The organism is Neptunicoccus cionae (assembly GCF_002860325.1).
Lineage (GTDB): Bacteria > Pseudomonadota > Alphaproteobacteria > Rhodobacterales > Rhodobacteraceae > Amylibacter > Amylibacter lutimaris.
Map to the genome: position 1 here is coordinate 578,751 of NZ_PKOJ01000001.1, position 24,384 is coordinate 603,134.

Annotated in this window: 18 protein-coding genes and 1 riboswitch; of the genes, 7 read left to right on the forward strand and 11 right to left on the reverse strand. The window is 57.6% G+C overall.

Annotation, left to right across the window (positions count from 1 at the left end):
• Positions 1 to 36 precede the first annotated feature (36 nt).
• Positions 37 to 141, reverse strand: a riboswitch (TPP riboswitch).
• Positions 142 to 306: 165 nt separating this feature from the next.
• The 3 genes from C0U40_RS02685 to C0U40_RS02695 all read left to right on the forward strand — a co-directional run bounded on the left by C0U40_RS02685 (position 307) and on the right by C0U40_RS02695 (position 3,432).
• Complete coding sequence (locus C0U40_RS02685; protein WP_101654199.1) at positions 307 to 1,506, forward strand: hypothetical protein; 1,200 nt, start codon at positions 307 to 309, stop codon at positions 1,504 to 1,506.
• Between the two features lie 157 nt (positions 1,507 to 1,663).
• Entirely contained in the window at positions 1,664 to 2,767 is a 1,104-nt protein-coding gene (aroC, locus tag C0U40_RS02690) for a chorismate synthase (protein ID WP_101654200.1), read from the forward strand.
• A gap of 248 nt (positions 2,768 to 3,015) precedes the next feature.
• Positions 3,016 to 3,432 carry a hypothetical protein gene (locus C0U40_RS02695; RefSeq protein ID WP_101654201.1) on the forward strand — a complete coding sequence of 139 codons (417 nt, stop codon included), beginning with the start codon at positions 3,016 to 3,018 and terminating at the stop codon, positions 3,430 to 3,432.
• Here the strand turns inward: C0U40_RS02695 and C0U40_RS02700 are convergent, their stop codons facing one another.
• The 5 genes from C0U40_RS02700 to ade all read right to left on the reverse strand — a co-directional run bounded on the left by C0U40_RS02700 (position 3,433) and on the right by ade (position 9,737).
• Positions 3,433 to 4,308 (reverse strand): DMT family transporter, encoded by an 876-nt coding sequence (locus C0U40_RS02700; protein WP_101654202.1) that lies wholly within the window; start codon positions 4,306 to 4,308, stop codon positions 3,433 to 3,435.
• An 88-nt stretch (positions 4,309 to 4,396) separates the two neighbouring features.
• Complete coding sequence (locus tag C0U40_RS02705; protein WP_101654203.1) at positions 4,397 to 5,746, reverse strand: calcium-binding protein; 1,350 nt, start codon at positions 5,744 to 5,746, stop codon at positions 4,397 to 4,399.
• A 113-nt stretch (positions 5,747 to 5,859) separates the two neighbouring features.
• Positions 5,860 to 6,165: an HU family DNA-binding protein gene (locus C0U40_RS02710; RefSeq protein WP_083225465.1), complete on the reverse strand. Its 306-nt coding sequence runs from the start codon at positions 6,163 to 6,165 to the stop codon at positions 5,860 to 5,862.
• A 220-nt stretch (positions 6,166 to 6,385) separates the two neighbouring features.
• Positions 6,386 to 7,873: an AMP nucleosidase gene (locus C0U40_RS02715; RefSeq protein WP_101654204.1), complete on the reverse strand. Its 1,488-nt coding sequence runs from the start codon at positions 7,871 to 7,873 to the stop codon at positions 6,386 to 6,388.
• Positions 7,874 to 7,937: 64 nt separating this feature from the next.
• A complete protein-coding gene (gene ade, locus C0U40_RS02720) occupies positions 7,938 to 9,737 on the reverse strand; it encodes an adenine deaminase (protein WP_101654205.1) in 1,800 nt (599 codons plus the stop codon).
• Positions 9,738 to 9,928: 191 nt separating this feature from the next.
• On the opposite strand from ade, the gene C0U40_RS02725 reads away from it, so the two are divergent.
• The 4 genes from C0U40_RS02725 to pbpC all read left to right on the forward strand — a co-directional run bounded on the left by C0U40_RS02725 (position 9,929) and on the right by pbpC (position 18,500).
• Positions 9,929 to 10,336 (forward strand): STAS domain-containing protein, encoded by a 408-nt coding sequence (locus C0U40_RS02725; RefSeq protein WP_286134742.1) that lies wholly within the window; start codon positions 9,929 to 9,931, stop codon positions 10,334 to 10,336.
• Positions 10,333 to 10,815, forward strand: coding sequence for an ATP-binding protein (locus C0U40_RS02730; protein WP_101654206.1), 483 nt, complete (start codon positions 10,333 to 10,335; stop codon positions 10,813 to 10,815). Before C0U40_RS02725 ends, C0U40_RS02730 begins: the two co-directional genes overlap by 4 nt.
• Before the next feature lie 170 nt (positions 10,816 to 10,985).
• Positions 10,986 to 16,451, forward strand: coding sequence for an alpha-2-macroglobulin family protein (locus tag C0U40_RS02735; RefSeq protein ID WP_101654207.1), 5,466 nt, complete (start codon positions 10,986 to 10,988; stop codon positions 16,449 to 16,451).
• Positions 16,452 to 18,500, forward strand: a complete 2,049-nt coding sequence (gene pbpC, locus C0U40_RS02740; protein WP_101654208.1) for a penicillin-binding protein 1C — start codon at positions 16,452 to 16,454, stop codon at positions 18,498 to 18,500.
• 6 nt (positions 18,501 to 18,506) lie between these two features.
• On the opposite strand, the gene C0U40_RS02745 is transcribed toward pbpC, so the two are convergent.
• The 6 genes from C0U40_RS02745 to yidC form a co-directional block, all read right to left on the reverse strand.
• On the reverse strand, positions 18,507 to 19,316 hold the full coding sequence (locus tag C0U40_RS02745) for an SDR family NAD(P)-dependent oxidoreductase (RefSeq protein WP_101654209.1): 810 nt from the start codon (positions 19,314 to 19,316) through the stop codon (positions 18,507 to 18,509).
• A complete protein-coding gene (locus tag C0U40_RS02750; protein ID WP_101654210.1) occupies positions 19,307 to 20,389 on the reverse strand; it encodes an NAD(P)/FAD-dependent oxidoreductase in 1,083 nt (360 codons plus the stop codon). Before C0U40_RS02750 ends, C0U40_RS02745 begins: the two co-directional genes overlap by 10 nt.
• Before the next feature lie 88 nt (positions 20,390 to 20,477).
• Entirely contained in the window at positions 20,478 to 21,113 is a 636-nt protein-coding gene (locus tag C0U40_RS02755; protein WP_219619763.1) for an HD domain-containing protein, read from the reverse strand.
• A 2-nt stretch (positions 21,114 to 21,115) separates the two neighbouring features.
• Positions 21,116 to 21,766 carry a ribosome biogenesis GTP-binding protein YihA/YsxC gene (gene yihA / locus C0U40_RS02760; protein ID WP_101654211.1) on the reverse strand — a complete coding sequence of 217 codons (651 nt, stop codon included), beginning with the start codon at positions 21,764 to 21,766 and terminating at the stop codon, positions 21,116 to 21,118.
• Positions 21,766 to 22,521: an MOSC domain-containing protein gene (locus tag C0U40_RS02765; RefSeq protein WP_101654212.1), complete on the reverse strand. Its 756-nt coding sequence runs from the start codon at positions 22,519 to 22,521 to the stop codon at positions 21,766 to 21,768. Before C0U40_RS02765 ends, yihA begins: the two co-directional genes overlap by 1 nt.
• Complete coding sequence (gene yidC, locus C0U40_RS02770) at positions 22,518 to 24,332, reverse strand: membrane protein insertase YidC (RefSeq protein ID WP_101654213.1); 1,815 nt, start codon at positions 24,330 to 24,332, stop codon at positions 22,518 to 22,520. The genes C0U40_RS02765 and yidC overlap by 4 nt, the downstream gene beginning before the upstream one ends.
• Between the last annotated feature and the right edge of the window lie 52 nt (positions 24,333 to 24,384).

Genomic DNA, 24,384 nt, shown 5'->3' on the forward strand with positions numbered 1-24,384 from the left:
AAATCCTTTCAAGCTACAGACGGTTGGCAGGATCAGGGAAATTCACCGCACCTTCCCTCCGCCGGTATGATCCGGTTCAGGTTCAACGGGTCACGCGATTGCGTATCTCAGGCCGGGTAAACGGCCCCCCCGAGGTTGCTTCAGGTGTAACAGCGCAGGGCCAAAAAGCAAGCGGATCGGTGGCGCGCTGCGGTTTCGCCTGTGGATAGTCCCTACAAAATCAAATTTGAGACAAAGTTCTGACCAAATGTGCGGCTAGCTTTAGCGAAAGTTAAGTAGCGTATTTGAGCATGAGGAACGCAGGCAATGGCACTGAATTACGAATTTGATGTTTTTACGATCAACTCTGATAAAGCGCCATCCGGCCCGGTTATGCAGGAGATGCTGACGGATCTGGACCGCAAAATGGAAAACAAGGTGGCGCGCTTCCGAAGCCCGCTGACGGTCACCGCGCTGCGATCTGCCGACACGCGAGTGCGAGGTATCTTCCGCACGGCCGGATTCGAGTTTGAAGAAGACGAATTGAAAGTGGAAGGCACCCTGTTCGAAGACAAGGAAGCTCATGCAGTTTTTCTGGTGCGCGTAACCGACGGGATTGAGAAAACCTATAGCAGCGCGGAACTCGACACGGATGATGTGCTTGCGCAGCCCTCTGTCGACAAGAATTACGACGAAGGCATTGCGCCGGACGGGGCTTTTGTTGTGCTGCACTGGATGAACGACACAATCGCTGTGCATGAAGGCGACGGCGATGAGGACGGCTTTGATGCCGGTCTGGATGAAGCCACAGAAGCGCACACCGATCCGGAAATGGATGATGATGTTGAGACGGTCGATGAAGGCATTCTCAAGTTACAGCAGTTCGCGATCGAGGACGAAAGCGACAACGATGAAGTTGAGGCCGCAGCAGACGAACCCGAAGACGCTGTTTTCGATCTCGGCATTCTGCGGACAGTGATCGAAGATGCGATTCCTGTGGAAACCGCGGAACCAAAGGATGAAACTCCGGAGCATTTCAAACTGGAAACACCGGAAGCTGACGATACACGTTTCAAGATTATTTCATCGGCGTTTGACACGGGAGAAGCTGTCGGCGCACAGGAGAAAGAGACAGGAACCGGAAATTGGACACCCGAGGTCGAAACCGAATTCGATCTGGAAGAGGTCTCTGTCGCAAAAAATCTGGAGGTTGATGCCGAACAGATGGAAATTTCTCTGGAAATGGATGCAGAGATGACGGCTTTGGCTCGTGTCGCGGCCAAAGCCGATGGGCCGATCAATGTGCAAATGCGTCGCCCGCGCAAATCCGCTAAAGAGCGGCGGGTGCGGGTGCTTGAAGTTCGTCAGGAGATGCAGGCAGAAAAAACCACCGAAACTCCGGCTTTGAAACCCACCCGCCCGCGCTCTTTCCTGCTCGGGCAGATGAACACGCCGGCTATGGGTATTCTGGCAGGCCTGCTGTTCTCGGGCGCTGGTATCCTGTTGATTTCCCAAGTGCTGGCCTGAATCCGGCTCTGGCGACAGATGTTAAAATTCGTAACAGGCCCGCTGTCCGGCGCGGCCTGTTTTACTATGGAGATTGTGATTAAACCTGCTGGTCGGACACAAAGGGGTTTTCTAGGGAGCGGGGTTCAACTATCAGGTTTTCACAAGGAGAAAGCCTATGTCGATCAATTCCTTCGGACGTTTGTTCACTGTAACCACCTGGGGTGAAAGCCACGGCCCTGCACTCGGGGCGACGGTTGACGGTTGCCCTCCGGGCGTCCCGCTTACCGCTGAAATGTTGCAGCACTGGCTTGATCTGCGCAAACCGGGGCAAAACAAATACACCACCCAACGGCGGGAACCGGACGCGGTGGAAATCCTCTCCGGGGTATTTGAAGGGCAGACAACGGGAACACCGATCCAGCTGATGATCCGTAACAAGGACCAGCGCAGCAAGGATTACTCCGACATTATGGAGAAATTCCGTCCGGGCCATGCAGATATTACGTACTGGCAGAAATACGGCATCCGCGACTATCGCGGCGGCGGACGGTCCAGCGCACGGGAAACCGCAGCGCGGGTTGCCGCGGGCGGCGTTGCGCGCGAAGCGTTGAAGATGCTGGTTCCGGATTTGGAAATCACTGGCTGTATGGTACAGATGGGCCCCCATAAAATTGACCGTGAGTCATGGGATTGGGACCAGATTTCGCAAAATCCCTTCTGGACGCCTGATGCGCGGGCCGCGGAGGATTGGGCTGCCTATCTCGACGAATTGCGCAAATCCGGAAACTCTGTAGGCGCCGTGATCGAGGTGATTGCCAAAGGAGCACCAGCCGGATTGGGCGCGCCGGTCTACGGCAAGATCGATACGGATATTGCCACTGCGATGATGTCGATCAACGCTGTGAAAGGCGTTGAAATCGGTGCGGGCATGGCGGCAGCCGAACTGACTGGCGAAGACAATGCGGACGAGATTTTCATGGGGAACGACGGTAAGCCTGTCTATTCTTCAAACCATGCGGGAGGTGTTCTTGGCGGCATCTCGACAGGGCAGGATCTGGTGTGCCGTTTCGCGGTGAAGCCGACCTCTTCGATTCTGAAACCGCGCCAGACCATTACCAAATCGGGGCAACCGGCAGAAATCATCACCAAGGGACGCCATGACCCGTGCGTGGGCATCAGGGCGGTTCCTGTTGGCGAAGCAATGATGGCCTGTGTGATTCTGGACCATGTTCTGCTGCATCGCGGGCAAATCGGGGAGAACCGCGGCGCGATCGGCTAGTCGTCTCCCGTTGGTGTAGTTGAATTTTTGCAACACAATACAACTAAAAAGAGATATAATGGCGATCCTGACGGGGAAATTTACCATCTGGTCCAAATTTCCCATTGCGTCATGAGAAAACTGGCTTATGTACCCCGCAACACACGCCAGCCACTGCCTGCCTTTCAGGCTTTAGCCATACGCGTAGCCGTTTGGCTACATCACCACCTTTTTATTATCACCTTTCAACTTGGAGGTTGTTGCCTGCCATGGGGTACACTTCTTTTTTCAAATATATGGCGAACCGTCATTTGGATGGCCACGATGCCCTTGTATCCCGCAACTTCGTCTTTCCCCTGCCGATCTTCGTAAAGGACAGGGTCTCGGTGATAAAAACCGAAGAAGCCTTTCGCGTGCTGCTTGCCGAATACCGTTCTACGCTTGAACTGGCAGGCATTGTGCGCACGGATACCCGACAGATCAGCGCGCACCGTCATCAGGCAGACGGCATCAGTATCTCGCTTGAAAAACAGTTCTATGATATCAACGACAATGCCTGTGCTTCTTGCGAGGTGACCTATTACGCGACTCCGGCAGACGATCGGCTGAAACTGCACATGGTCGAATACACCGACATCAAGGCACCAATGCCGCTGGACCAGATGTCGATTTTCAGAAAAGTCTGATCAACCGGCAGGGCGGGCCCCGGCGCGCGACGACTGGACAGCCAGAATGCCGGCCATGACGATCACAACGCCAATAACATCTGTACGGCTTAGGGTTTCGTTCAGGATCAGCGCTGCAATCAGAACACCGAAAAACGGATTGAGAAAGTGGAACGTGCTGGCCCGCGTTGCACCGATACGTTCCACCAGCAGGAACCAGATGATCGTCGCCACAATGCCGGGCATCACGACTGTATAGGCAAAGGCCCCCGCCAACGAACCGGTCCACGTGAAGCTCTGCTGTTCCAGCAACAGGGCCGGAATGGCCAGTGCTGCACTGCCGATCATCATCTGGACTCCGACCACCATCAGAACGTTCCCCTTGGAAGAGGTCGCCCGCACTGCCAGTGTCGCGATGGCAAGGGCTGTCACGCCGATCAGGCACAGTAGAATACCAAAAAGATCAACACCTCCCGAAAGCCTCGCCCCCATGATGAGAGCGACTCCGGCAAATCCCGTGAACAGTCCCGCCCAGCCAAGCCAGCCGACCCGTTCGCCTTGCAAGGCAGAGACAAGACCGACGATCAGCGGAACGGCAGAGGCGATGATCGAAGCAAGCGAAGCTTCGATCCGTTGCATGGCCATGAAAAACAGCCCCAGATAAAGCGCGTTCTGGCAGATGCCAAAGATCGCAACGGCGCCCCAATTGCGGCGGTCCAGCCGGATGCGCTGCCCCATAAGATAGGCAATCCCCATGCAGAGCAGTCCTGCCAGCAAAAAGCGAAGCGCCGAGATGGTAAGGGGGGGAGCTTGCAGGACGATAATCCGGGCTGACGTGAAGGCGCTCGACCAGATCAGGGCGAACACGAGCCCCATAACAATAGCTTTAATGTCCACTCAACCGTCCTTCATGCTGTCGTGCCAAAGGCTTGCCCGAAGGTGGAGCGAAAGGGAAGGGCAGATTTGAAATGCCGTAACGGGCGATTTATGCCCAGTCGAAATAGGCAAAATCATCCAGTGTCAATTCGGGCGCACCTTCGATCACCGCGACTTTTTCCCAGCCGGAACCGTTGTAGAACCGCAGCACCCCCGTTTTATGCAGGTAGGAAAACTCTTCGGTTTCAACCGTGTCGTAGATCGACAGGAATTCCAGTGTAAATCGCAGGGCTTCGGCGTCGTCTTTTTCCACCACAACTTTGGTGTCGGACAGGGCTTTTACTGCTGCACGGGGATCATCGCTGTTCAGCACATAGGAGCCGGTAAAATCGAGTCCGATACTGTCCGTACCTTGCTTGAAATCGGTGATCCGCGTGAAATATTCGATGTTCTGACCGTGGGACACTGCAAAGATATCCGCCCCGCCTCCGCCGGTGGAGACTATGCTGCCAGCCCCGAGCACTCCAATACCGGCGGAAAAGATCGTGTCATTCCCTGAACCGCCGAACAGATGGTCCGTCCAACCGCGCCCCTGACCGCCGGCCCCTGTGATAACGTCGTCCCCCTTGCCACCGAAGATGAAGTCGTCTTCGTTCTGATAGCTGCCCACGATAAAATCATCACCGTTATGGCCGTGAATGGTCAAATCCTGATCGCGGCTCTTGCTGCTATCAAGCCAGATAAGTGAATCGTCCAGCCGCGCGCCGTGCATTTTGGTGACAGAGCGTGCGCCGATGTTAAGGGTAAAAGCTTCAAAATCGGTGAAGCTCGCATTGGCAATGGTCATGGTACCGGCGTTCACTTCGCGAAAATCCAGTGTTTTCGCGTTGGTCAGCTGAAGACTGACCTGAATGGTGTTCAGAAACAGGCGGTCCTGCCCCTTGCCCCCGTCCAAATGCAGGCTGCGGTCCTCCCAATGGTGTCCGTCTGGGCCGTATGTATCACCAAAGGTTATTTCGGCCTGATCCGCACCGCGCCCCATAAACACGCGGTCCACATCTCCTTCATCGCTGTTCGTCAGCAGGCGGGCATTGGTAAAAGAATCTCCCTGCGCGCCGCCATAGTAATCGGTGGAACCATAGGTGTCATAGAATATATCCGCGCCGCCCTGACCTTTCAGGACATTTGCGCGACTGTAAGTTTCGTCAAAGCCCGTGCCGCTGCTGAGGAATGTATCGCCGCCGCGTCCGCCATAGATGTTTGCAGTGTCACCGGTAAACCGGTCCGCCTTGTCGCCACCAGTGACTTCAAGAATGGGTCGTTCCATGTAGCTGTAGATGTAGCTGGTAATGCCAAAGTCGTTTTCACGGCTTGCCGGCAACGTGATCTGCGGTTGATCAGGATCAGCCGCGATCTCTTTTCCATTCAGGTAGTGGTATCCGTAATCGCCGACAGCCATAATATTCTTTCAAATAGTCAATTTGAGAGATGTCAGCTTATATCATCACATCAGTCGGGCAAGAAAAAAGGCCGACTGCGAACAGACGGCCCAATTTCAAACTGTCTTCGCAATCAGGCGTTGATTACGTCTTTCAGAGCTTTTGCAATGGTCACTTTTGCCACGCGGTCAGCGTCTTTCTTCATTTGCTCGCCAGTGGCAGGGTTGCGAACCATGCGCTCCGGACGGGCACGACAAGCGAATTTGCCAAGACCTGGGATGGTTGCGGCGCCACCGGCTGCAACTTCTTTGGTGATGACGGAAGCCAGCGCCTCGAGAAATTCGTTTGCTGTTTTCTTGTCAGAATCTGTTGCTTCGGCCAGTGCGGCAACGAGCTGTGTTTTGGTCATAGGTTTTTGCGTCACGTGACTGCTCCTCATTGATCTTACGACATGCCCGGCGTCGGGCCCCGTAGTGGGTGTCCTGCGGCATTTAACAAGATATTGCGGTTCAACACAATGATAGAGACCGACGAAAAGGCTGAAAAACGCCTATTTTTATGGGTTTTTCGCGAATTAGCCCCCATTTTGGCCGGTGCCCGCCGGTCGTCGGCTAAACGGCGGGCATTTCTGATATAAAACCAACACGGTTCAACGGTTGTTAGAGGAAGGCTGTCTCGTCAAAGCTGCGTAATTTGCGCGAATGCAGGCGTTCCAGCGGCATGTCGCGAAGTGACTCCATGGCGCGGATTCCGATGAGCAGATGGCGTGTGACCTGTGTGCGATAGAATTCGGATGCCATGCCCGGAAGTTTGAGCTCTCCGTGCAGGGGCTTGTCCGATACGCACAGCAAAGTGCCGTAGGGGACGCGGAAGCGGAAGCCGTTTGCCGCGATTGTGGCGCTCTCCATATCAAGGGCAATAGCCCGGGATTGGGACAGTCTTTGCACGGGGCCGGATTGCTCTCTCAACTCCCAGTTGCGGTTGTCAACGCTGGCCACAGTGCCGGTCCGCATCACCCGTTTCAGGGCGTAGCCTTCCAGTTCCGTGACATCTGCAACAGCCTGTTCCAATGCGATCTGGATTTCCGCCAGAGCCGGCACCGGCACCCAGATTGGCAGGTCGTTGTCCAGAACGCTATCCTCTCGCACATAGGCATGGGCAAGCACATAATCCCCGAGGCTTTGGGAGTTTCTCAGTCCGGCGCAATGGCCAAGCATCACCCATGCGTGGGGCCTTAAAACGGCGATATGATCAGTCGCAGTTTTTGCATTGGACGGCCCGACGCCGATATTTACCAGTGTAATGCCGGACCCGTCCGCCCGTTTCAGGTGGTAAGTGGGCATCTGCGGCTGGCGGAACGCGGAATCCACATGGGGATTTTCCGCTGTTGCGATGGAGTTTCCCGAGGCCACAAATTCGGTGTAGCCGCTGTCGGGATCCTGAATGGCCTGCATCCCGAAGGTGACGAACTCATCCATGTAAAACCCGTAGTTGGTAAACAGGATGTGGTTCTGGAAATGCTCGGGGTCGGTGGCGGTGTAATGGGCCAGACGGGCAAGGGAATAGTCGATCCGTTGCGCTGTAAATGTAGCCAGTGGCCGGATACCATCTGCATCCGGTTCCGCATCCCCGTTGGCGATGTCGTCATTGGTTGTCTTCAAATCCGGTACATCAAAAATATCCCGCAGCGGGCGGGCGTCGGCGCGAACCTGACCTTCGGCCAGACGCAATTCTTCGGTCAGGGCAAAGTGCAGCGGAATTGGCACATCCGAAACGGACACTGTGACCGGAACTTCGTGGTTTTCCAGCAAAAGCTCGATCTGCTGGCGCAGGTAATTGCCGAACAGTTTGGGTCGCGTCAGTGTGGTTGTATAGGTTCCGGGCTCCCCTACATGACCAAACGACAGGCGACTGTCTACTTGGGTGTATGTGGATGTAGTGATGGAAAGCTGCGGGTAATAAGCGCGATAATGGCCTTTGGGCGGGGTGCCCGCGTGATACTCCGAGAACTGCGCACACAGAAAATCCGTCGCAATCGTGTAAAGCCGTTCAATCGCGGCAACGGCCTCTGCGGCCGAGGTAAAGGTCTCGGCTTTGGGGGTTTCCGGTATAATCAGGTTGGTCAGTATCGGTGTTTTACTATGCATATTCAGCTCGTCTCGTTTCTTGTTATTCTTTGTTCAGGCGGGCATTTGCCACTGGAGTGCGGCGTTATTCGACAAATAGTGGCGTCATCTCGAATTTGACGACATCAACCAGCCCCAGATCCGAAATCCGCAATTCCGGTATCACCACCAGCGCCAGAAGAGAGTGCTGCATATAGGCATTGTTCACAGTGCAGCCACATTCCGCCATCGCAGCAACCATCCGGTCGGCCGCTTTGGCCACTTCTTGTGCGGGGCGGTCCGACATCAGGCCGGCGATGGGCAGTTCGACCATTGCGATTTCGACGCCATCCTTGAAGACACAGATGCCGCCGCCCACTTCACCCAGACGGTTGGCTGCAAGCGCCATATTCTCGCGGTCCGTGCCAACAACAATCATATGGTGGCTGTCATGGGCCACGGTCGAGGCCATAGCCATCTTGCCGGTATAGTTGAAACCCGACACGAAACCGTTGGTAACGCCCCCTGTTGCGCGGTGCCGTTCTACCAGTGCGATCTGGCAGACATCCTGTGCGGGGTCACCGTTAACCCTGCCGTCATCAACGGCAAGCTCTGTTGTCAGTGCCTTTGTCGGAGCCTGATTTTCCACAACGCCGATGACTCTTGCCGTGACAGTATTCGCTCCCTCCGGACCTGAAATGCTGAAATCGTCCGCGCCAAGGGATTTGCCCAGATGCACCGTTTGCCGCGTGTCCGCCGGCCAGGCGTAGGCCGTTGGATCGACGATATTTTCGCCATTCTCTGCCACGATTTCACCGCGGGCCATGACCAGTTCGATCGGCAGGGTTTTCAGGTCCGAGGTCAGGATAATATCCGCCCGCCGCCCCGGCGTGACAGAGCCGATATCCCGTTCCAGCCCGAAATGGGTGGCCGTGTTGATTGTGGCCATTTGCAATGCGACCACGGGATCACAGCCGCATTCGATGGCATGGCGCACAACGCGGTTCATGTGGCCGTCATTCACCAAAGTACCGGAGTGGCTGTCATCGGTGCACAGAATAAAGTTGCGCGGGTCGAGTCCCTTTTCCGTCACTGCCGTAATTTGCGTTTCCACGTCATACCATGCCGAACCGAGCCGCATCATGGAGCGCATGCCCTGACGGACACGGGCAATGGCGTCCGCCTCGCAGGTGCCTTCGTGATCATCTGCAGGGCCGCCCGCCACATAAGCCGCGAAATCCGGCCCGAGATCGGGGGACGCATAATGCCCGCCCACGGTTTTCCCTGCCCGTTGTGTGGCAGCAATTTCGCCCAGCATCTTGGGATCACCGTGGATCACACCGGGAAAGTTCATCATTTCGCCCAGACCGATAATATTCGGCCAGCTCATCGCTTCGGCCACATCTTCGGGCCCGAGTTCGGTACCTGTGGTTTCAAGGCCGGGTGCGGATGGCGCGCAGGACGGCATTTGTACGAAAACGTTGATCGGCTGGGCCAGTGCCTCGTCGTGCATATGCCGCACGCCATCCATGCCGAGCACGTTGGCAACTTCGTGCGGATCTACAAACATGGTTGTTGTGCCGTGGGGAATCACCGCCTCGGTAAAGCGGGAAACTGTCAGCATACCGCTTTCGATATGCATATGCCCGTCGCACAGGCCCGGCATGATATAACGGCCGTTGGCTTCGATAATCTTTGTCGACTCCCCGATGCAGTGGCTGGCATCCGGCCCGCAAAACGCGATGCGCCCGTCGCGGATCGCAATGTCATGATCGGGCAAAAGTTCGCGGGTGTGGACGTTAACCCAGATACCGCCCTTGATAACCGTATCCGCCGGTTCACGTCCGGCAGCGGTAGCAATGAGTTGGGGGGCGACGTCGGGCCATGCAGGGAAGTGTGTTTTCATGTCCTAGTGTTTCACCGCTCGCGCTTTGGTTCAAGAGAAAATTGACCAGATGGTCATGTATCCTGTCTTGCAAAGGCTGGCGGGCTGGAATTTGCGTGACAGGGGGCGATGTGCCGGGGGTTTAGCTAAAAATGATAACAGTTTTCTAAATGCGGTTTAGCTCTGAAAGGTTTTGGTAGGATTTTTCTGGAATGTTCAATCCAAAGTACAGCGCTACGGCGCCGGAAACCGCTCTTGAGATTGGAAAACATATGGAAGTTGAAGTCCGGAACGTGGATGGAATAACCGTGGTGCGGCTGTGCGGGCCCCGGCTTGATGCCGCGCAATCGGTCCGCTTTAAAGAAGCGTTAAGGGATATTTCCGATAAGGGCGCGGATCATATCTTGCTTGATATGTCGAAAATCAGCTTCATGGACAGCTCCGGATTGGGGGCAATCGTAACTGTACTGAAACAAATGGGGCAGGCAAAATCGCTGGAGCTGGCCGGTTTGACCCCGATCGTTGCGAAGGTATTTGCCCTGACGCGGATGGATAAAATCTTTCGCTTGCATGATACAGTCGATGCCGCGCTTTGCTCTTGCAGGAAAGTGGCGGGATGACCGGTTCGCCAGAGACAGGTCGACGGGTTGCCAGAGTTCACGAGTTGAGTCTGCAAGTCGCCATTCGAAGTGTCCAGTCAGAAGTGTCTCCCGTTCTGGGCCGCATCACCGATTGGCTCGGGACGCATAAAATCAATCGCAATTTTGTGGAGGAGGTGGAGCTTGTCACTGCAGAGGCGCTGAACAATGTTGTTGAACACGCCTATCTCTACGCAGAAGATGGTGAAATCCGCATTCTTGTGTCCCTGCGTCCGGGCAAGCTACAGGTACAGATCACGGATGGGGGGCGCAAATTCGATGGCCCACCGCCGGAAACGAAAATGGATGTTGAGAAATTCGCGTTCGAAGAACTACCCGAAGGCGGTTTCGGCTGGAACCTGATACGGTCCCTTACAGATGAGGTGGCATTCGAACGGGCGGGAGAGAAGAACCGCCTTACCCTCACACGGAGATTGCCTGAAACTGCCGGCGCAGGGTGAATCAAGCCCGTTCCGTGGGCTTGTTTGATCGTGGTGCCGCTTTTTGGGATGCGGATGTCTGACCGGAATCGGGAACGCAAAAATACTTGATAACAATTGCCAGTGTGATTTGCGAAAAACGGCAGGCTCTGTCATGATTTAATCAGATTTTATGTATTTGGAGCGGTGCAATGGCATTTCAAAAGGCTAAAGGGCTTTGGGTTTGGGCTATTCTGTCGGGGATTGTCACCCCCCTAGCAGCGCCAGCGCAAACTGTGGGGCACGCGATTCCCGAACGTCGGATCGAGCTTTCGGAAAAGACCGATTTTTACGGTTCTGATATTCGCAACATCTTCGATGTTACATTCAAAGACTGTGTTGCTGCCTGTCTTGCCGATCCCAATTGTAAGGCCTTTACCTATAACCGGACCTCATCCGCCTGCTTCCCCAAATCTGCCATTGGAGAGAAAAGCGTGTTTGAAGGCGCAACTTCGGCTGAGGTGCACGAGGTTGCGACGGATGGTTTGCAATTCGCCGACGCTCAGGCGCAGAAACTCGAATTCTTACCGGAATCCTACCTTAAAAACGCAAGCAACATCGCGGGGCGCAACGGAACGTGGTACCCGACGAATGGCTGGTCATATGATGCGCTCGTTGCTGAGGCCCGCAAGGTCGAAGCAGAGGGCCGTCTGGTCCGCGCCTTGGAGCTTTCTCTTGCTGCCGCGAATGACGCAGATCGCGCAGAAGTATGGATAGAAGCTGCGCGACTTGCCAATCAGGCCAAGGCGAACACAGGTAACCAGCGCAGATTGATTGGTGAAATCCGGACCGCAGGCGCGATCAACGGTTTCCTGCGCGCGCGCGAAGCGCCCCAACAGGTCAACGCGCTGCAAGAGCTGGCCCATGGTTTGGAAGCGGACGGGCAAGGGCGCCAGATGATTCCGGTTTTGCGTCTCGCCCAATCCATCTCGCCGCGACAGGAAACGGAAGAGGCGCTTGACCGTGCGATCAATCTGTATGGCTTTCGCATTCTGGATCACACGGTAGATCACAACGCCGCTGCGCCGCGTGTCTGTGCAGAATTTTCTGAAGAACTGGTGAAAGGCACTGTCGAATATTCCGATTTTATACGCACCGATGCGCAAGGACTGGTGGCCGAAGCGGACGGACATCAATTGTGTATCGAAGGTGTCAGCCATGGCCAGACCCACCGTATTGCCTTCCGGCAGGGGCTGCCGGCGGCAAACGGCGAGGTTTTGCAAAAAACAGTCGAAATGAACGTTTATGTTCAGGACCGCGATCCGGTTGCGCGGTTCGCAGGGCGCAGCTATCTGCTGCCCAAACGTGACGGAGCCAGTGTGCCGCTCACAACGGTCAACCTTGAAAAGGTCGACGTCAAAATTTACCGCGTCGGCGACCGGAATCTTCTGCGAAGCCTGCAGGAAGGCATGTTCTCCAAGCCGGTTTCACGTTGGGATCTGGATTTTGTTGCCAATGAACTGGGGCAGGAAGTCTGGAGCGGGTCTGCGGATATCACGCCGGAATTGAACCGCGAAGTGGTCACAGCCCTGCCCATAGGCGACGCGCTTGGCGATTTCGAGCCGGGCGTCTACACAATGACGGCGCGGGTGCCAGGGGCCTTGCGCGAAGATGAGGATACCGTTGCAGCGCAGTGGTTTATCGTCTCGGACATTGGTATTTCTTCGTTGAAGGGAAATGTCGGGCTGCATGTGTTTGCCCGATCACTGAACAGCGCGGAACCGATTGGCGGTGCCACGGTTCGGCTGGTCAGCAAGGCCAATGTGGTTCTGGCCGAGACAACAACAGATGGTGCAGGTCATGCCCGTTTTGACAGCGGGCTTGCGCTGGGTACAGGCGGAAGCGCCCCTGCGCTGGTGACGGTCGAAACGCCGGAGGGGGATTATGCCTTTCTGGATCAGGCGGCAGCAGAATACGACCTGTCCGATCGCGGGGTTGAGGGCCGGCCGGCACCCCCTCCGATTGACGTATTCCTGGCCACAGACCGTGGTGCCTACCGTCCCGGAGCCGTGGTTCATACCACGCTTCTGGCGCGCAATCACAAAGTAGAGGCGCTGAACGGCGTGCCGGTCACACTGGATCTGATCCGCCCTGACGGCGTGCGCCACAGCCGCAAACTTGCACGTGCTGCGGGCGCTGGCGGGGCTGTTACATCTTTCGATCTGCCCGCGAATGCAGCGCGGGGCAGTTGGAAATTGCAGGCCTTTACCGATCGGGATGCCCCAGCCCTGCTGGAACAGCGTATTCTTGTTGAAGACTTTGTCCCCGAGAAAATTGATTTCGATCTGGCGCTGGGCGCCGGTCCGTACCTTGTGACAGACCGCCCCGAACTAAGCATTGATGCGCGCTACCTGTTTGGTGCTGTCGGGGCAGGGCTGGATATCGAAGGGGAGGTGAAACTCTCTGCCGCGCGGAGTCTGGACGGGTTTCCGGGCTTTGTGTTCGGATCTGTGGATGACGTGTTCAGCACACGATACGAAACCATCAGCGGTGCAGGGCAAACGGACGCAACAGGCAAGCGGAGTCTGACGCTTAACCTGCCTGCTGTGGATGATGTGGCAAAGCCGCTGGAAATGACCGCCCATATCCGGCTGCGGGACGGCTCCGGCCGCCCTGTAGAGCGGAGAGTGTCGGCGCCTGTGCTGCCAGGACGGGCGATGCTCGGAATTAAACCCCTGTTTGACGGGACGCTTGGCGAAGGGGCCGAGGCCGGTTTTCAGCTTGTGGCTGTCGGGGCAGATGGCACTGCGACCGGAATGGAGTCTGTAAGCTGGGAGTTGAACCGGCTTCACACCCGTTATCAGTGGTACCAACAATACGGCAGCTGGAACTACGAACCGATTACCAGACGGGAACGAATCGCGGTGGGAACCGTTGATATTCCGTCAGATGGCGGCGCACAGATTGCTGCCGGTGTGGAGTGGGGGGCTTACGAGTTGAAAGTCACCCATAAAGCCGCCCCATACGCAGCGAGTTCCCTGCGGTTCAATGCCGGATGGTATGCCAGTGGCAACAGTGATGACACTCCGGATCTTCTGGATGTGGCGATGGATCGATCGAAATACGCCGTTGGCGAAACAGCCACGCTGCGTATGAACGCCCGCTTTGACGGTGTGGCGCAAGTTTCCGTGCTAACGGACCGTCTGATTGAAACCCGTGCGGTTCCGGTTTCAAAAGGAGAGAACGAGATCGCTTTTGATGTGACCGAAGACTGGGGTGCGGGGGCTTATGTCACCGCATCGGTGCTGCGTCCGATGGAAGAGGGGCAAACCCCGTCCAGAGCACTCGGTCTGGCCTATGCACCGGTTGATCCGGCACAAAGGCTGTTGAAGGCGCAATTCGTCAGTTCGCCTGAAGCTGATCCGCGCGGACCATTGGATGTAGCCTTGCAACTGGACGGTCTGCCAGCCGGAGAAACCGGGTATGTCACCATAGCTGCTGTCGACGTTGGAGTTCTGAACCTGACCGGATTTACCTCTCCGGCACCGGATGATCATTACTTTGGCCAGCGCAAGCTGGGGGTGGAGCTGCGGGATGTTTACGGCCGCCTGATTTCAGGAACCGGAGCAGCAGGGCGTTTGCGTTCCGGCGGGGATAATCAGGCGCAGGCGGGGCTTCAGGGCCCGCCACCCGCCGAGGCAGTGCTGGCGCAGTTTTCCGGTGCTTTGACTGCGGATTCTGATGGCATGGTGCGGCACCGCTTCGATTTACCTGATTTTAACGGAACCGTGCGATTGATGGCTGTAGCTTGGTCGCAAACGGCTGTCGGCCATGCAGAGCAGGATGTTCTGGTGCGGGATCCGGTGGTCCTTACCCTCCATGCGCCCCGCTTTCTGACGCCGGGCGACCTTAGCCGCGCGCGGCTGGAACTAACCCATGCGTCCGGCCCCGCCGGTCGATTCGAGTTGGCTTTGAACAGCGGTGCTGCACTGGCGCTCGGCGGGCCGCTGAAGCAGGTTGTTACGCTTGAGGAAGGACAGAAAACCAGCCTGAATATTCCGCTTTCTGCGCAAGGGACGGGCACATCCGAGATTGAGGTCACACTAAACACGCCGGACGGCAAGACGTTGCGCAAGGCGATCACGATGGGGGTGCAATGGAATGATCCCCCGATCGCGCGCCAGACCCGTATCAACTTGCAATCTTCCCGTGCGTTGACGCTGGACAGTAATACGCTTGCCGGATTGCACGCAGACACGGTTCACGCAACACTTGCTGTAGGGCCGTTGGCGCGGTTCGATGCGCCCGGATTGTTGACGGCATTGGACCGGTATCCCTACGGCTGCACCGAACAGATCACTTCCAAAGCTATGCCGCTGCTTTATTTCGATCAATTGTCAGAAGCGCTCGGCCTTGGCGGCAAGCAACAGGTGACAGAGCGGATCAACCAAGCCATCGCGAATGTGCTGAGCAATCAGGGCAGCAACGGTGCGTTCGGGATGTGGCGTCCGGCATCAGGGGATCTCTGGCTCGACAGTTACGTTACCGATTTTCTGAGCCGCGCACGCTTGCAGGGCTATGCGGTCCCTGATCTGGCCTTCGAACAAGCGCTCGACAACCTGCGCAACCGTGTCAATTACGCTGCGGATTTTGAACAGGGTGGCGAGGATGTCGCCTATGCGCTGATGGTTCTGGCCCGCGAAGGATACGCGGCCATCGGGGATTTACGCTATTATGCGGATACCCGTGCAGGGGCATTCGCCACCCCTCTGGCACAAGCCCAACTGGGAGCAGCGCTTGCATCGTACGGGGATCAGAGCCGTGCAGATGCCATGTTCCGCCGCGCCGGAGCACGTCTGGCGCAACAGGAAACCGGCGACGGCTATCGCGTGGATTACGGATCGGTACTGCGGGATTCAGCTGCGGTCCTGACTCTTGCAATTGATGCAAATTCCGATGCGCTGGACCGAACGGCTCTGGCGGAAACGATCAGCCGCGCGCCTGTGGCCCGCCAATCAACGCAGGAGAATATGTGGTCTTTGATGGCGGTGCGTGCGCTGGTAGAGGACGGCAGCGCCGACGGGCTGCTGCTGAACGATGCACCGATGTCCGCGCCCCTTGTCCGCAGCCTGTCGGGCACTGATTTACAGGCGGGGGTCCGGCTGGAAAATGGGGGGGCGCAGGATACGCTTGCGGTCGTAACCGTGTTTGGCGTGCCCTCTGAACCGGAACCCGCTGGCGGCAACGGTTATAAAATCGAGCGGATGTATTTCACGGCAGAAGGGGAGCCGGTTTCACTGGATCAGGTTCGCCAGAACGACCGTTTCGTCGCCGTGTTGCGGATCACACCCCTTCGGGATCAGGAGGCGCGATTGATCGTCGATGATCCCCTGCCGGCAGGGCTGGAGATTGACAACCCGAACCTGATTTCGGGCGGGGATATCAAGGCGCTGGACTGGCTGGACCTGAATGCAGATACGCGTTTTGCAGAGTTCCGGACGGATCGTTTCATTGGCGCTGTGGATTGGTCCGGACGCCAGCCGTTCCAGCTTGCCTATATGGTGCGGGCTGTCTCACCAGGCAGCTTTCACCACCCCGCCGCACTGGTAGAGGATATGTATCGTCCCGATTTTCGCGCCCGCACTGCAACAGGACGTGTGACTGTGGCGGGCCGGTAGATGCGCTTGCGCCGCCTGTTTGTCTGCCTTGGTGTGCTCGCGGTCCTCGTGCTTGGCGCCCAGAGGGGGCTCGCGGTTTGGGTGGCGAGAACAGAGCTGCCCACTCTTGCACCGGAAGTTTCCGTGGTCGTGGAGGACCGGCAAGGTCGTTTGCTCCGCGCCTTTACCGTTGATGACGGAAGGTGGCGGATGCCGGTAGAGCTTGGGGAAGTATCGCCTAACTATCTGAACCAGTTGGTCGCCTTTGAAGACAAACGGTTTTACAAGCATAACGGTGTGGATACACTGGCGGCCCTGCGCGCAATCGGACAAGCCATCACCAGCGGAGGTGTTGTTTCCGGCGGATCAACACTCACCATGCAGGTGGCCCGTCTTCTTGAGGAAAGCGGAACCGGATCATGGCGCGGCAAACTGCGCCAGATACGTCTGGCATGGGCGCTTGAAGAAAAGCTGGGCAAAGACGACATCCTGCAACTCTATCTGCATCTCGCTCCGTTTGGTGGCAATCTGGAAGGCGTGCGGGCCGCTTCGCTCAGCTACTTCCGCAAGGAACCAATCCGCCTGACCGAAGCAGAGGCGGCTCTTCTGGTCGCTTTGCCCCAATCCCCCGAACGGCGCAGACCGGACCGCCATATCGCCAACGCGGTTTCGGCCCGTGACAGGGTCCTTGCGCGGGGGCTTTCGGCCGGAGTACTTGATCCGGATACGGTGTCTGCCGCCCTGCGGGAGCCGGTCCCGAAGCAAAGGTACCGGTTCGAGGCGCTCGCCCCCCATCTGGCAGAGCGGATGGTTGCACAGGCACCCGATCGCAGGCGGCACCGGCTGACGCTGGAGCGCGATGTCCAACTCAAAGCGGAAGCGTTGTTGCGCGCACGGGTACAGGGGCGACACAGTGCATTGTCCGGTGCGATTATGGTCCTCAACCATCAAAGCGGCGAGGTGATCGCTTCCGTGGGCTCCCCTGATTATCTGGATGCCAGACGTCAGGGATTTGTCGATATGACGCTTGCAGTCCGCTCCCCCGGGTCCACCTTAAAGCCGCTGATCTACGGACTGGCCTTCGAGCAGGGGGTGGCCCACCCCGAAACCGTCATCGCGGATAGGCCGGTGCGGTTTGGCAGCTATGCACCGCAGAATTTCGACAAACAGTTTCATGGAGAACTGCGGGTCCGCAAAGCGTTACAGATGTCCCTGAACATTCCCGCCGTCAGCCTGCTGGAAGCGGTGGGCCCGGGGGTGCTGATGGCGCGGATGCGCCGTGCGGGGGCGAAACCGGTTCTACCGAACGGACGCCCTGCAGGGCTCGCGGTCGGGCTTGGCGGGGTTGGATTGCGCTTGCAGGATCTGGTGGCCATTTTCGGTTCAATCGCTCGGGGCGGAGCACCTGTAGACCTGACGTGGCGGGCAGGGGGCGATACTGGTTCGGCGGCGCGTCCCTTGGTGCTGGGCAAGGTGGCAGCCTGGTATGTCGGGGATATTTTACGCGGTGTGCCGGCGCCGGTTTCGGCGCGGCAGGGTGAAATTGCATATAAGACGGGGACGTCCTACGGGCATCGTGACGTCTGGGCGATCGGTTTTGACGGGCGCCACACCGTGGGAATCTGGCTTGGACGGGCCGACGGGGCTGCCATGCCGGGCGAGCTGGGCGCCGGACTGGCAGCACCTCTTCTGTTTGACGTTTTTTCGGCTGTGAAGCCTGCGGCTGATCCGTTGCCACCTCCGCCTGCTGCCGCACTGACGGTGACGACAGAAGCCTTGCCCCAAACCCTGCAAAGCTTTCGCCCGCGTGGGCAGATCGGAAGGCATGCAGGGCCGAGAATTACGTTCCCGCCCGACGGAGCGCGGCTGACACTTGGCGCGGACCCCGAGCTTGTCGCCAAAGTGGATAGGGGAGTGCCGCCGTTTACCTGGCTTGCAAACGGTGTGCCTGTGGCTGTCGGGCATTTCGAGCGGCAGGTGGTCCTGGACGCGCCCGGCGCGGGGTTTCTGTTGCTATCGGTTATCGATGCGACAGGAGTTTCCCAAGGGGTTCGGGTTACACTTGACTAGTCGAACCTACCCGATCCGGCAGCCGGACGCCCCGTCTACCCGCAAGCTTATTCCCGAAACAAACCCCGCTTCGTCAGAGGCCAGAAACAGCGCGGCATTGGCCACGTCCTGCGCGGTCCCCTGACGTTTCATCGGCACGCGGGCAGCCCGTTCTGCCGCCACATCGGCGCGGCTGCGATCCCAAGCTTTGGCACGGGCGTCCACCGCCATAACTGTGTCGATCATGCCGGGCTGGATGGCAACGGCGCGGATGCCATATTCCGCATTCTGGATCGCCTGCTGTTCGGTCAGCGCAAGAATTGCCGCTTTGGAGGCCTTATAACCGACCCAAGGGTAGGTTTCCGTTGCCGCGATTGAGGAAATATTAATGATTACGCCGCTATTCTGGCTGCGCATCACAGGCAGGGCGTGTTTGGCAGCCAGCACCATGGCCCGCAGGTTCAACCGCATGATGTGGTCAAAAGCGTCGGCGTCAATTTCGGTAATCGGGGCATCGCCTGCTTCAATCGACAGACCGACGTTGTTGTGAAGAATGTCGAGCCTGCCCCACAGCGCGACAGTCCGGGCAATCGTGTCCTTTATCTGGGCTTCTTCCAGCACATCGCAGGCAATTGCCTGTGCGGTGCCTCCTGCGGCGGTGATCTCTTCTGCCACGGCGCGGGCCGCTTCGATAGAACGATCAGCAACCATCACTTTTGCGCCTTCCCGCGCAAAGGTGAGCGCGGTAGCGCGTCCATTGCCCATCGGCGCAGTCGGACTGTCGGAAGGGGCTTGTCCACCGCCGAAGATAAGGGCGATTTTGTTGTTCAGACGCATTCTACGTTCCATGTGTTTGCAAAGCGGTTCGGGTGAAACGGATCGAGCAGGGCATGGCGCTGCCCTGTCGTGATTTCATCTGTGGCCAGCGCCCCGACAGCAGGTGCCAGTGTTGCGCCGGAATGCATAACGGTCAGGTAAAGCCCTTGCAGCGGACTGCCTATTACGGGAAAGCCGTCTTGCGGCGTCGGGCGCAAGCCAACAGTATGGTGTGAATATTGCAGCGCTGCGCCGTTGCTGAGTGCCTTTTGCAAACGCTCGAACAGGATTTGCGCACCGGTGTCCGGATCATCGTTGACCGCACCGCCGCCAAAATCCCCGCCTGCGGTGATCGTTCCGTCCGGCCATTGCGCCATATGAAGGTCTTCTGTCAGGATCGTCCGGTTGATCAGCGAAGGCGCGGGCTTTGTATGGATCAGCAGACCGGGCGGGGCCGTCATGGGGAGTTCTACATCAACCGTCCGTGCAAGCGTGTCCGCGTGTCGGCCTGCCGCCAACACCGTGGTATCTGCCAGCAGATTCTCGTTTTCTGTACGGACCCCGATAATTTTGTCTCCCTCGCGCAGAACTGATAGGGCGCGGGTCTTTTTGAACTGCGCTCCGGCGCCAAGCGCCAGCCCACGAAAGAAGATAGCCGCCTCATGGGGGGCGACATGGCCCTCTACAGGGCAAACCAATCCCCGTTCGGGGCGGACGGCAAGATGGGGTTCCAGCTCTGCCATCTGCGCTGCGCTGACCCAAGTCATCGGATAGCCCCAAGGCGTGTGTTCGTCGTATACGGTTTGCAGCGGGGTACCGTAAAAGCTGGTGTAAAGCGTTCCGTTCTGCCGGTAGGGCAGGTCGGGGTAGGTGGCCTTCAGCGCATCCCACCGCTCCATCGAAAACCGGCGTAATTCATAGTAAAACCGCGGATTTTCGTAAGTTGCGTTGGTCCAGCCGAGCGACATGCCGCTGGCTGCGCCGCCGGTATCGGAAGGATCAACAAGTGTGACCGTGCAACCGGACTCTGCCAGTTGCCATGCCATGGCGCTGCCGATAATGCCCGCGCCGATTACCAGTGTCGATTGTGCCATATTCCACCCTGTTCCTTAACGGATGGGTGCCATGTTTCGGGGGGGAGGTGCAAATTATTTGTGGTTTCGGCCCCCGAAACGCTGCGCTCTAGCAGGCTTCGCCGGTCAGGGTAGCGCAAAACGACTGCATGAAATTCACCCGCTCTGCTGCCATTGCGCGGGCCGTCGGGGTGCACAGGGTTTCAGCGATTCCGAACAGTTTGGTCTGGAAATGGTCGAGCGCATAGGTGCTTTCGTCAAGTTCCCGTTGTTTGGCCATCGGATCGGTCGGATGAAACAGCGTGCGTCCCAACTGGCCCGATACCGCAAAGCAGCGCGCGATACCGATGGCACCCAACGCGTCGAGCCTGTCCGCATCCTGAAGCACCTGTGCTTCCAGCGTTTTGGGGCGGATGTTGGCGGAATAGCTGTGTGCGTGAATCGAATGGTGCACATTCTCCAGCAATGCAGCAGGATAACGGGTGGTCTTGAGATATTGTGCGGCGTAATTTGCTGAAAGATAAGACGCCTCCGCCCGTTTCGGGGAGGATTTCGGCGGATTGATGATGTCGTGAAACAGCGCAGCCGGATGTAACACCCGCAGATCGGCGCCTTCGGCCTGCGCAATGGTCTGGCAGTTGTGCCAGACCCGCTTTACATGGGCCAGATCATGGGCGGAGTCCTTCTGACCGGCCCAGACACGGCGCAGTTCGGACATGTAAAGTGTGTGGGTGGCTGTCGCCACAATCAAACGATCCCGGCGACAATCGCGCGCAGGGTTTCCACGCCTTCCCCCTTGGCAGAGCTGGTTTTCACCAGTTCGGGATAGGCGGCGGGGTATTTGCGGATCGCCTCGATCGTACGGTCGATCACCTTGTCCAGTTCCTCGGCGCGCAGCTTGTCGCATTTGGTCATGACAACCTGAAAGGTAACAGCGGATTTGGACAGCAGATCCATGATTTCGAGATCAACCTTCTTGGGTCCGTGGCGCGAATCGATCAGTAGGAAAACGCGGCGCAGGGACGGGCGCCCCGAGAGGTAGGATTTCAGCAGGCGTTGCCATTTCTCAACCACTGCCACAGGCGCGTTGGCGAAACCATAGCCCGGCACGTCAACAAGATAGTGTTCCGGCCCCATTGTGAAAAAGTTGATTTCCTGCGTGCGCCCCGGCGTGTTCGATGTGCGGGCCAGCGCCTTGCGTCCGGTCAGCGCATTGATCAGCGAGGATTTCCCCACGTTTGAACGGCCTGCAAAGCAGACCTCGATCCGGTCGGGATCTGGCAGGCCGGACATGGCGACCACGCCTTTAAGGAAATCGGTGTTGCCCGCAAAAAGCAGACGGCCCTTTTCCAGAGCCTCCGCATCGGGTCTTTCGGCCAGTGTGAATTGCATATCCATCAGAGCAGTTCCAGCTTGTCGCCGAGTTTTACGTCGCCGGTTTCGATTACTTCGCCGTATATGCCGAAGTCTTTGTGACCCCATCCTTCGGTCAGGATCGTCAGCGTGTCCAGATCGCGCTCTCCGGTTTGCGGATTGGCGGAAGTGGCAGGGCAGCGGGTGATACGTTCGCGGATGGCCAGACGGGTGGTGCCGATCTGAACTTCGCGCCCGATCCAGTCAAATTCGGCCCAAGGTTCCAGTCCGTCGATCCAGATATTCCCGCGCCAGCGCAGCGGGGAAACATCCCGTCCGGCCTTTTCGGAAACAGCCCGCAGGGAGGCCCGCGAATTGATCGAAATAGACGGGAAGGCGGTGTCGGTCATTCCCCGATCCGGTGCCCGCACGATCCTGTCGGACGCGGCGCGGTCGGCCGGCATGATCGGTTTGGTCCATTCCACCAGTCGGGCGGCCTGCGCGGGAATGTCAGGATTGATCGACAGATCTGGCAGGTCGGGGTGGCTGAACGTCAGGGTGTTGGTGGCCTCGTCGGTTTTTACCGAAACGGCCATCAGTTCGGGGGCTTTGGCCCCGCGGGAGAAGTTAACACAATGGGCCCACTCCGGGGCCGCATCGTTGAATTTGCTCATCTCGTGGGCCACGGCCCAGACACGATCCATTGGCATGGTTTTGCCAGCGTGCAGGGTCACAGCACACAGAGCTTCCCGTCCGTGCGCTTTCACGGGGTGGCGGTAAAGCTCTGTGACCGTGATCATTTTTCCTGCGCTTTCTTGCGTTTGAAACCGCCAATGATGTTACCGAAGATATCCGGCTTCACCCCTTGCAGACGCATGATGGAGTATTGCTGGATAAAGGTGATCGTGTTGTTGGCAACCCAGTAGACCACCAGACCGCTGGCAAACTGGCCGAGCATGAACATGAACACCCAAGGCATCCACGCAAAGATCTGCGCCTGTGTCTTGTCAGTTGGGGCCGGATTCAGCTTTTGTTGCAGCCACATGGTCACGCCCATCAGGATCGGGAAGACACCGATGGAGAAGATCGCAAAGAAGGATGCGGGGTCAGGTGCGGACCAAGGCAGCAGGCCGAAGAGGTTCAGGATAGAGGTCGAGTCCGGAGCGGAGAGGTCTTCGATCCAGCCGATGAACGGCGCGTGGCGCAGTTCGATGGTCACAAAGATCACCTTATACAGCGAGAAGAAGATCGGGATCTGCAAGAGGATCGGCAGACAGCCCGCAGCGGGGTTTACCTTCTTCTCTTTGTAGAGCTTCATCATCTCTTGCTGCATCTTCTGGCGGTCGTCGCCGGCGCGTTCTTTCAGCTTTTCCATTTCCGGCTGAAGCTCTTTCATCCGCGCCATAGAGGCATAGGATTTATAAGCCAGCGGGAAGAGGATCGCCTTAATCACAAGGGTCAGACCGATGATGGCCCAGCCCATATTGCCGATCTGGGCGTTCAGCCAGTGCAGTACTTGGAAAATCGGTTTGGTCAGGAAGAAGAACATGCCCCAGTCGATGGAATCCACGAACTGTTTGACGCCTTGCTCGTCCTGATATTTCTTGATCGTCGCCCATTCCTTCGCACCCGCAAACATCGAGGATGTCGTTTCCGCAGTTGTTCCGGCGGCAATGGTCATGGTGGGCTGGCGCATATCGGTTTGATAGACGTCATTTGACGGCGTGTATTTCGCAACAGAGGTGAAGGGCGAACCCGGTGCAGGCACCAGCGTCGTCATCCAGTATTTGTCGGTGAAACCGATCCAGCCGTCGCTGGCGACTTTGACCTTGTCAACATTACCACCCTCAGAGCCGTCTGCATCCAGATCGGGCATGTCGTCATAGTCGATTTCCTGAATTTCGCCGTCAGAAGCACGTACAACGCCTTCGTGCAGGATGTAGAAACCGATGGTTTCCGGCTCTCCTTCACGGGCAACAATGCCGTAGGGCTGCATCCGGACATCTGCACCAGTAGTGTTTTCCACGCCCTGTTTGACCGAGAACATATAGTCCTGGTCGATCGAGATGGTGCGGCGGAAGATCAGTCCCTTGCCGTTGTCCCACTTCAGGGTGACAGGGGATTGTGTGGTCAGCACATCGCCGGATTCCACTTCCCACGGGGTGTTGGCCCCCGGTACATCGGCGAAGTCCAGTCCGCCCGCAGGGGCCCAACCGTAAAGCGCATAATAGGCGTTCGGGCCGCCGGCAGGGGACAGCAGGGTCACTTTCTCGGACGGGTCGTTCAGTTCAACGTTGTAATCCAGCAAGCGCAGATCATCAAAACGACCGCCGATCAGGGACAAAGACCCTTCGACGCGGCTGGTTTTGATCTGGACGCGGGCGGTCTTGCCCAGCGCTGCGGTGCGGCTGTCTGCGGGCTGTCCATCCACTGTCGGAACGCCGGTTGCGACCTCTGCGTTCGGTGCGGTCGCAATGCCTTGCGCCGTGGTCTCTGTGCTTGTCGGCTCTACCGGAACCGGCTCTTGCGGTGGGAACAGGGCGAACCACCCGAGGATCACGAGCATGCTCAGACCGGTTGCAAGGAGAAGATTCTTGTTTTGATCGTCCATGATCTGCCTTGAAAACGTTTGGAAATGTTTGAGGCGGTTCAATAGATTTGAC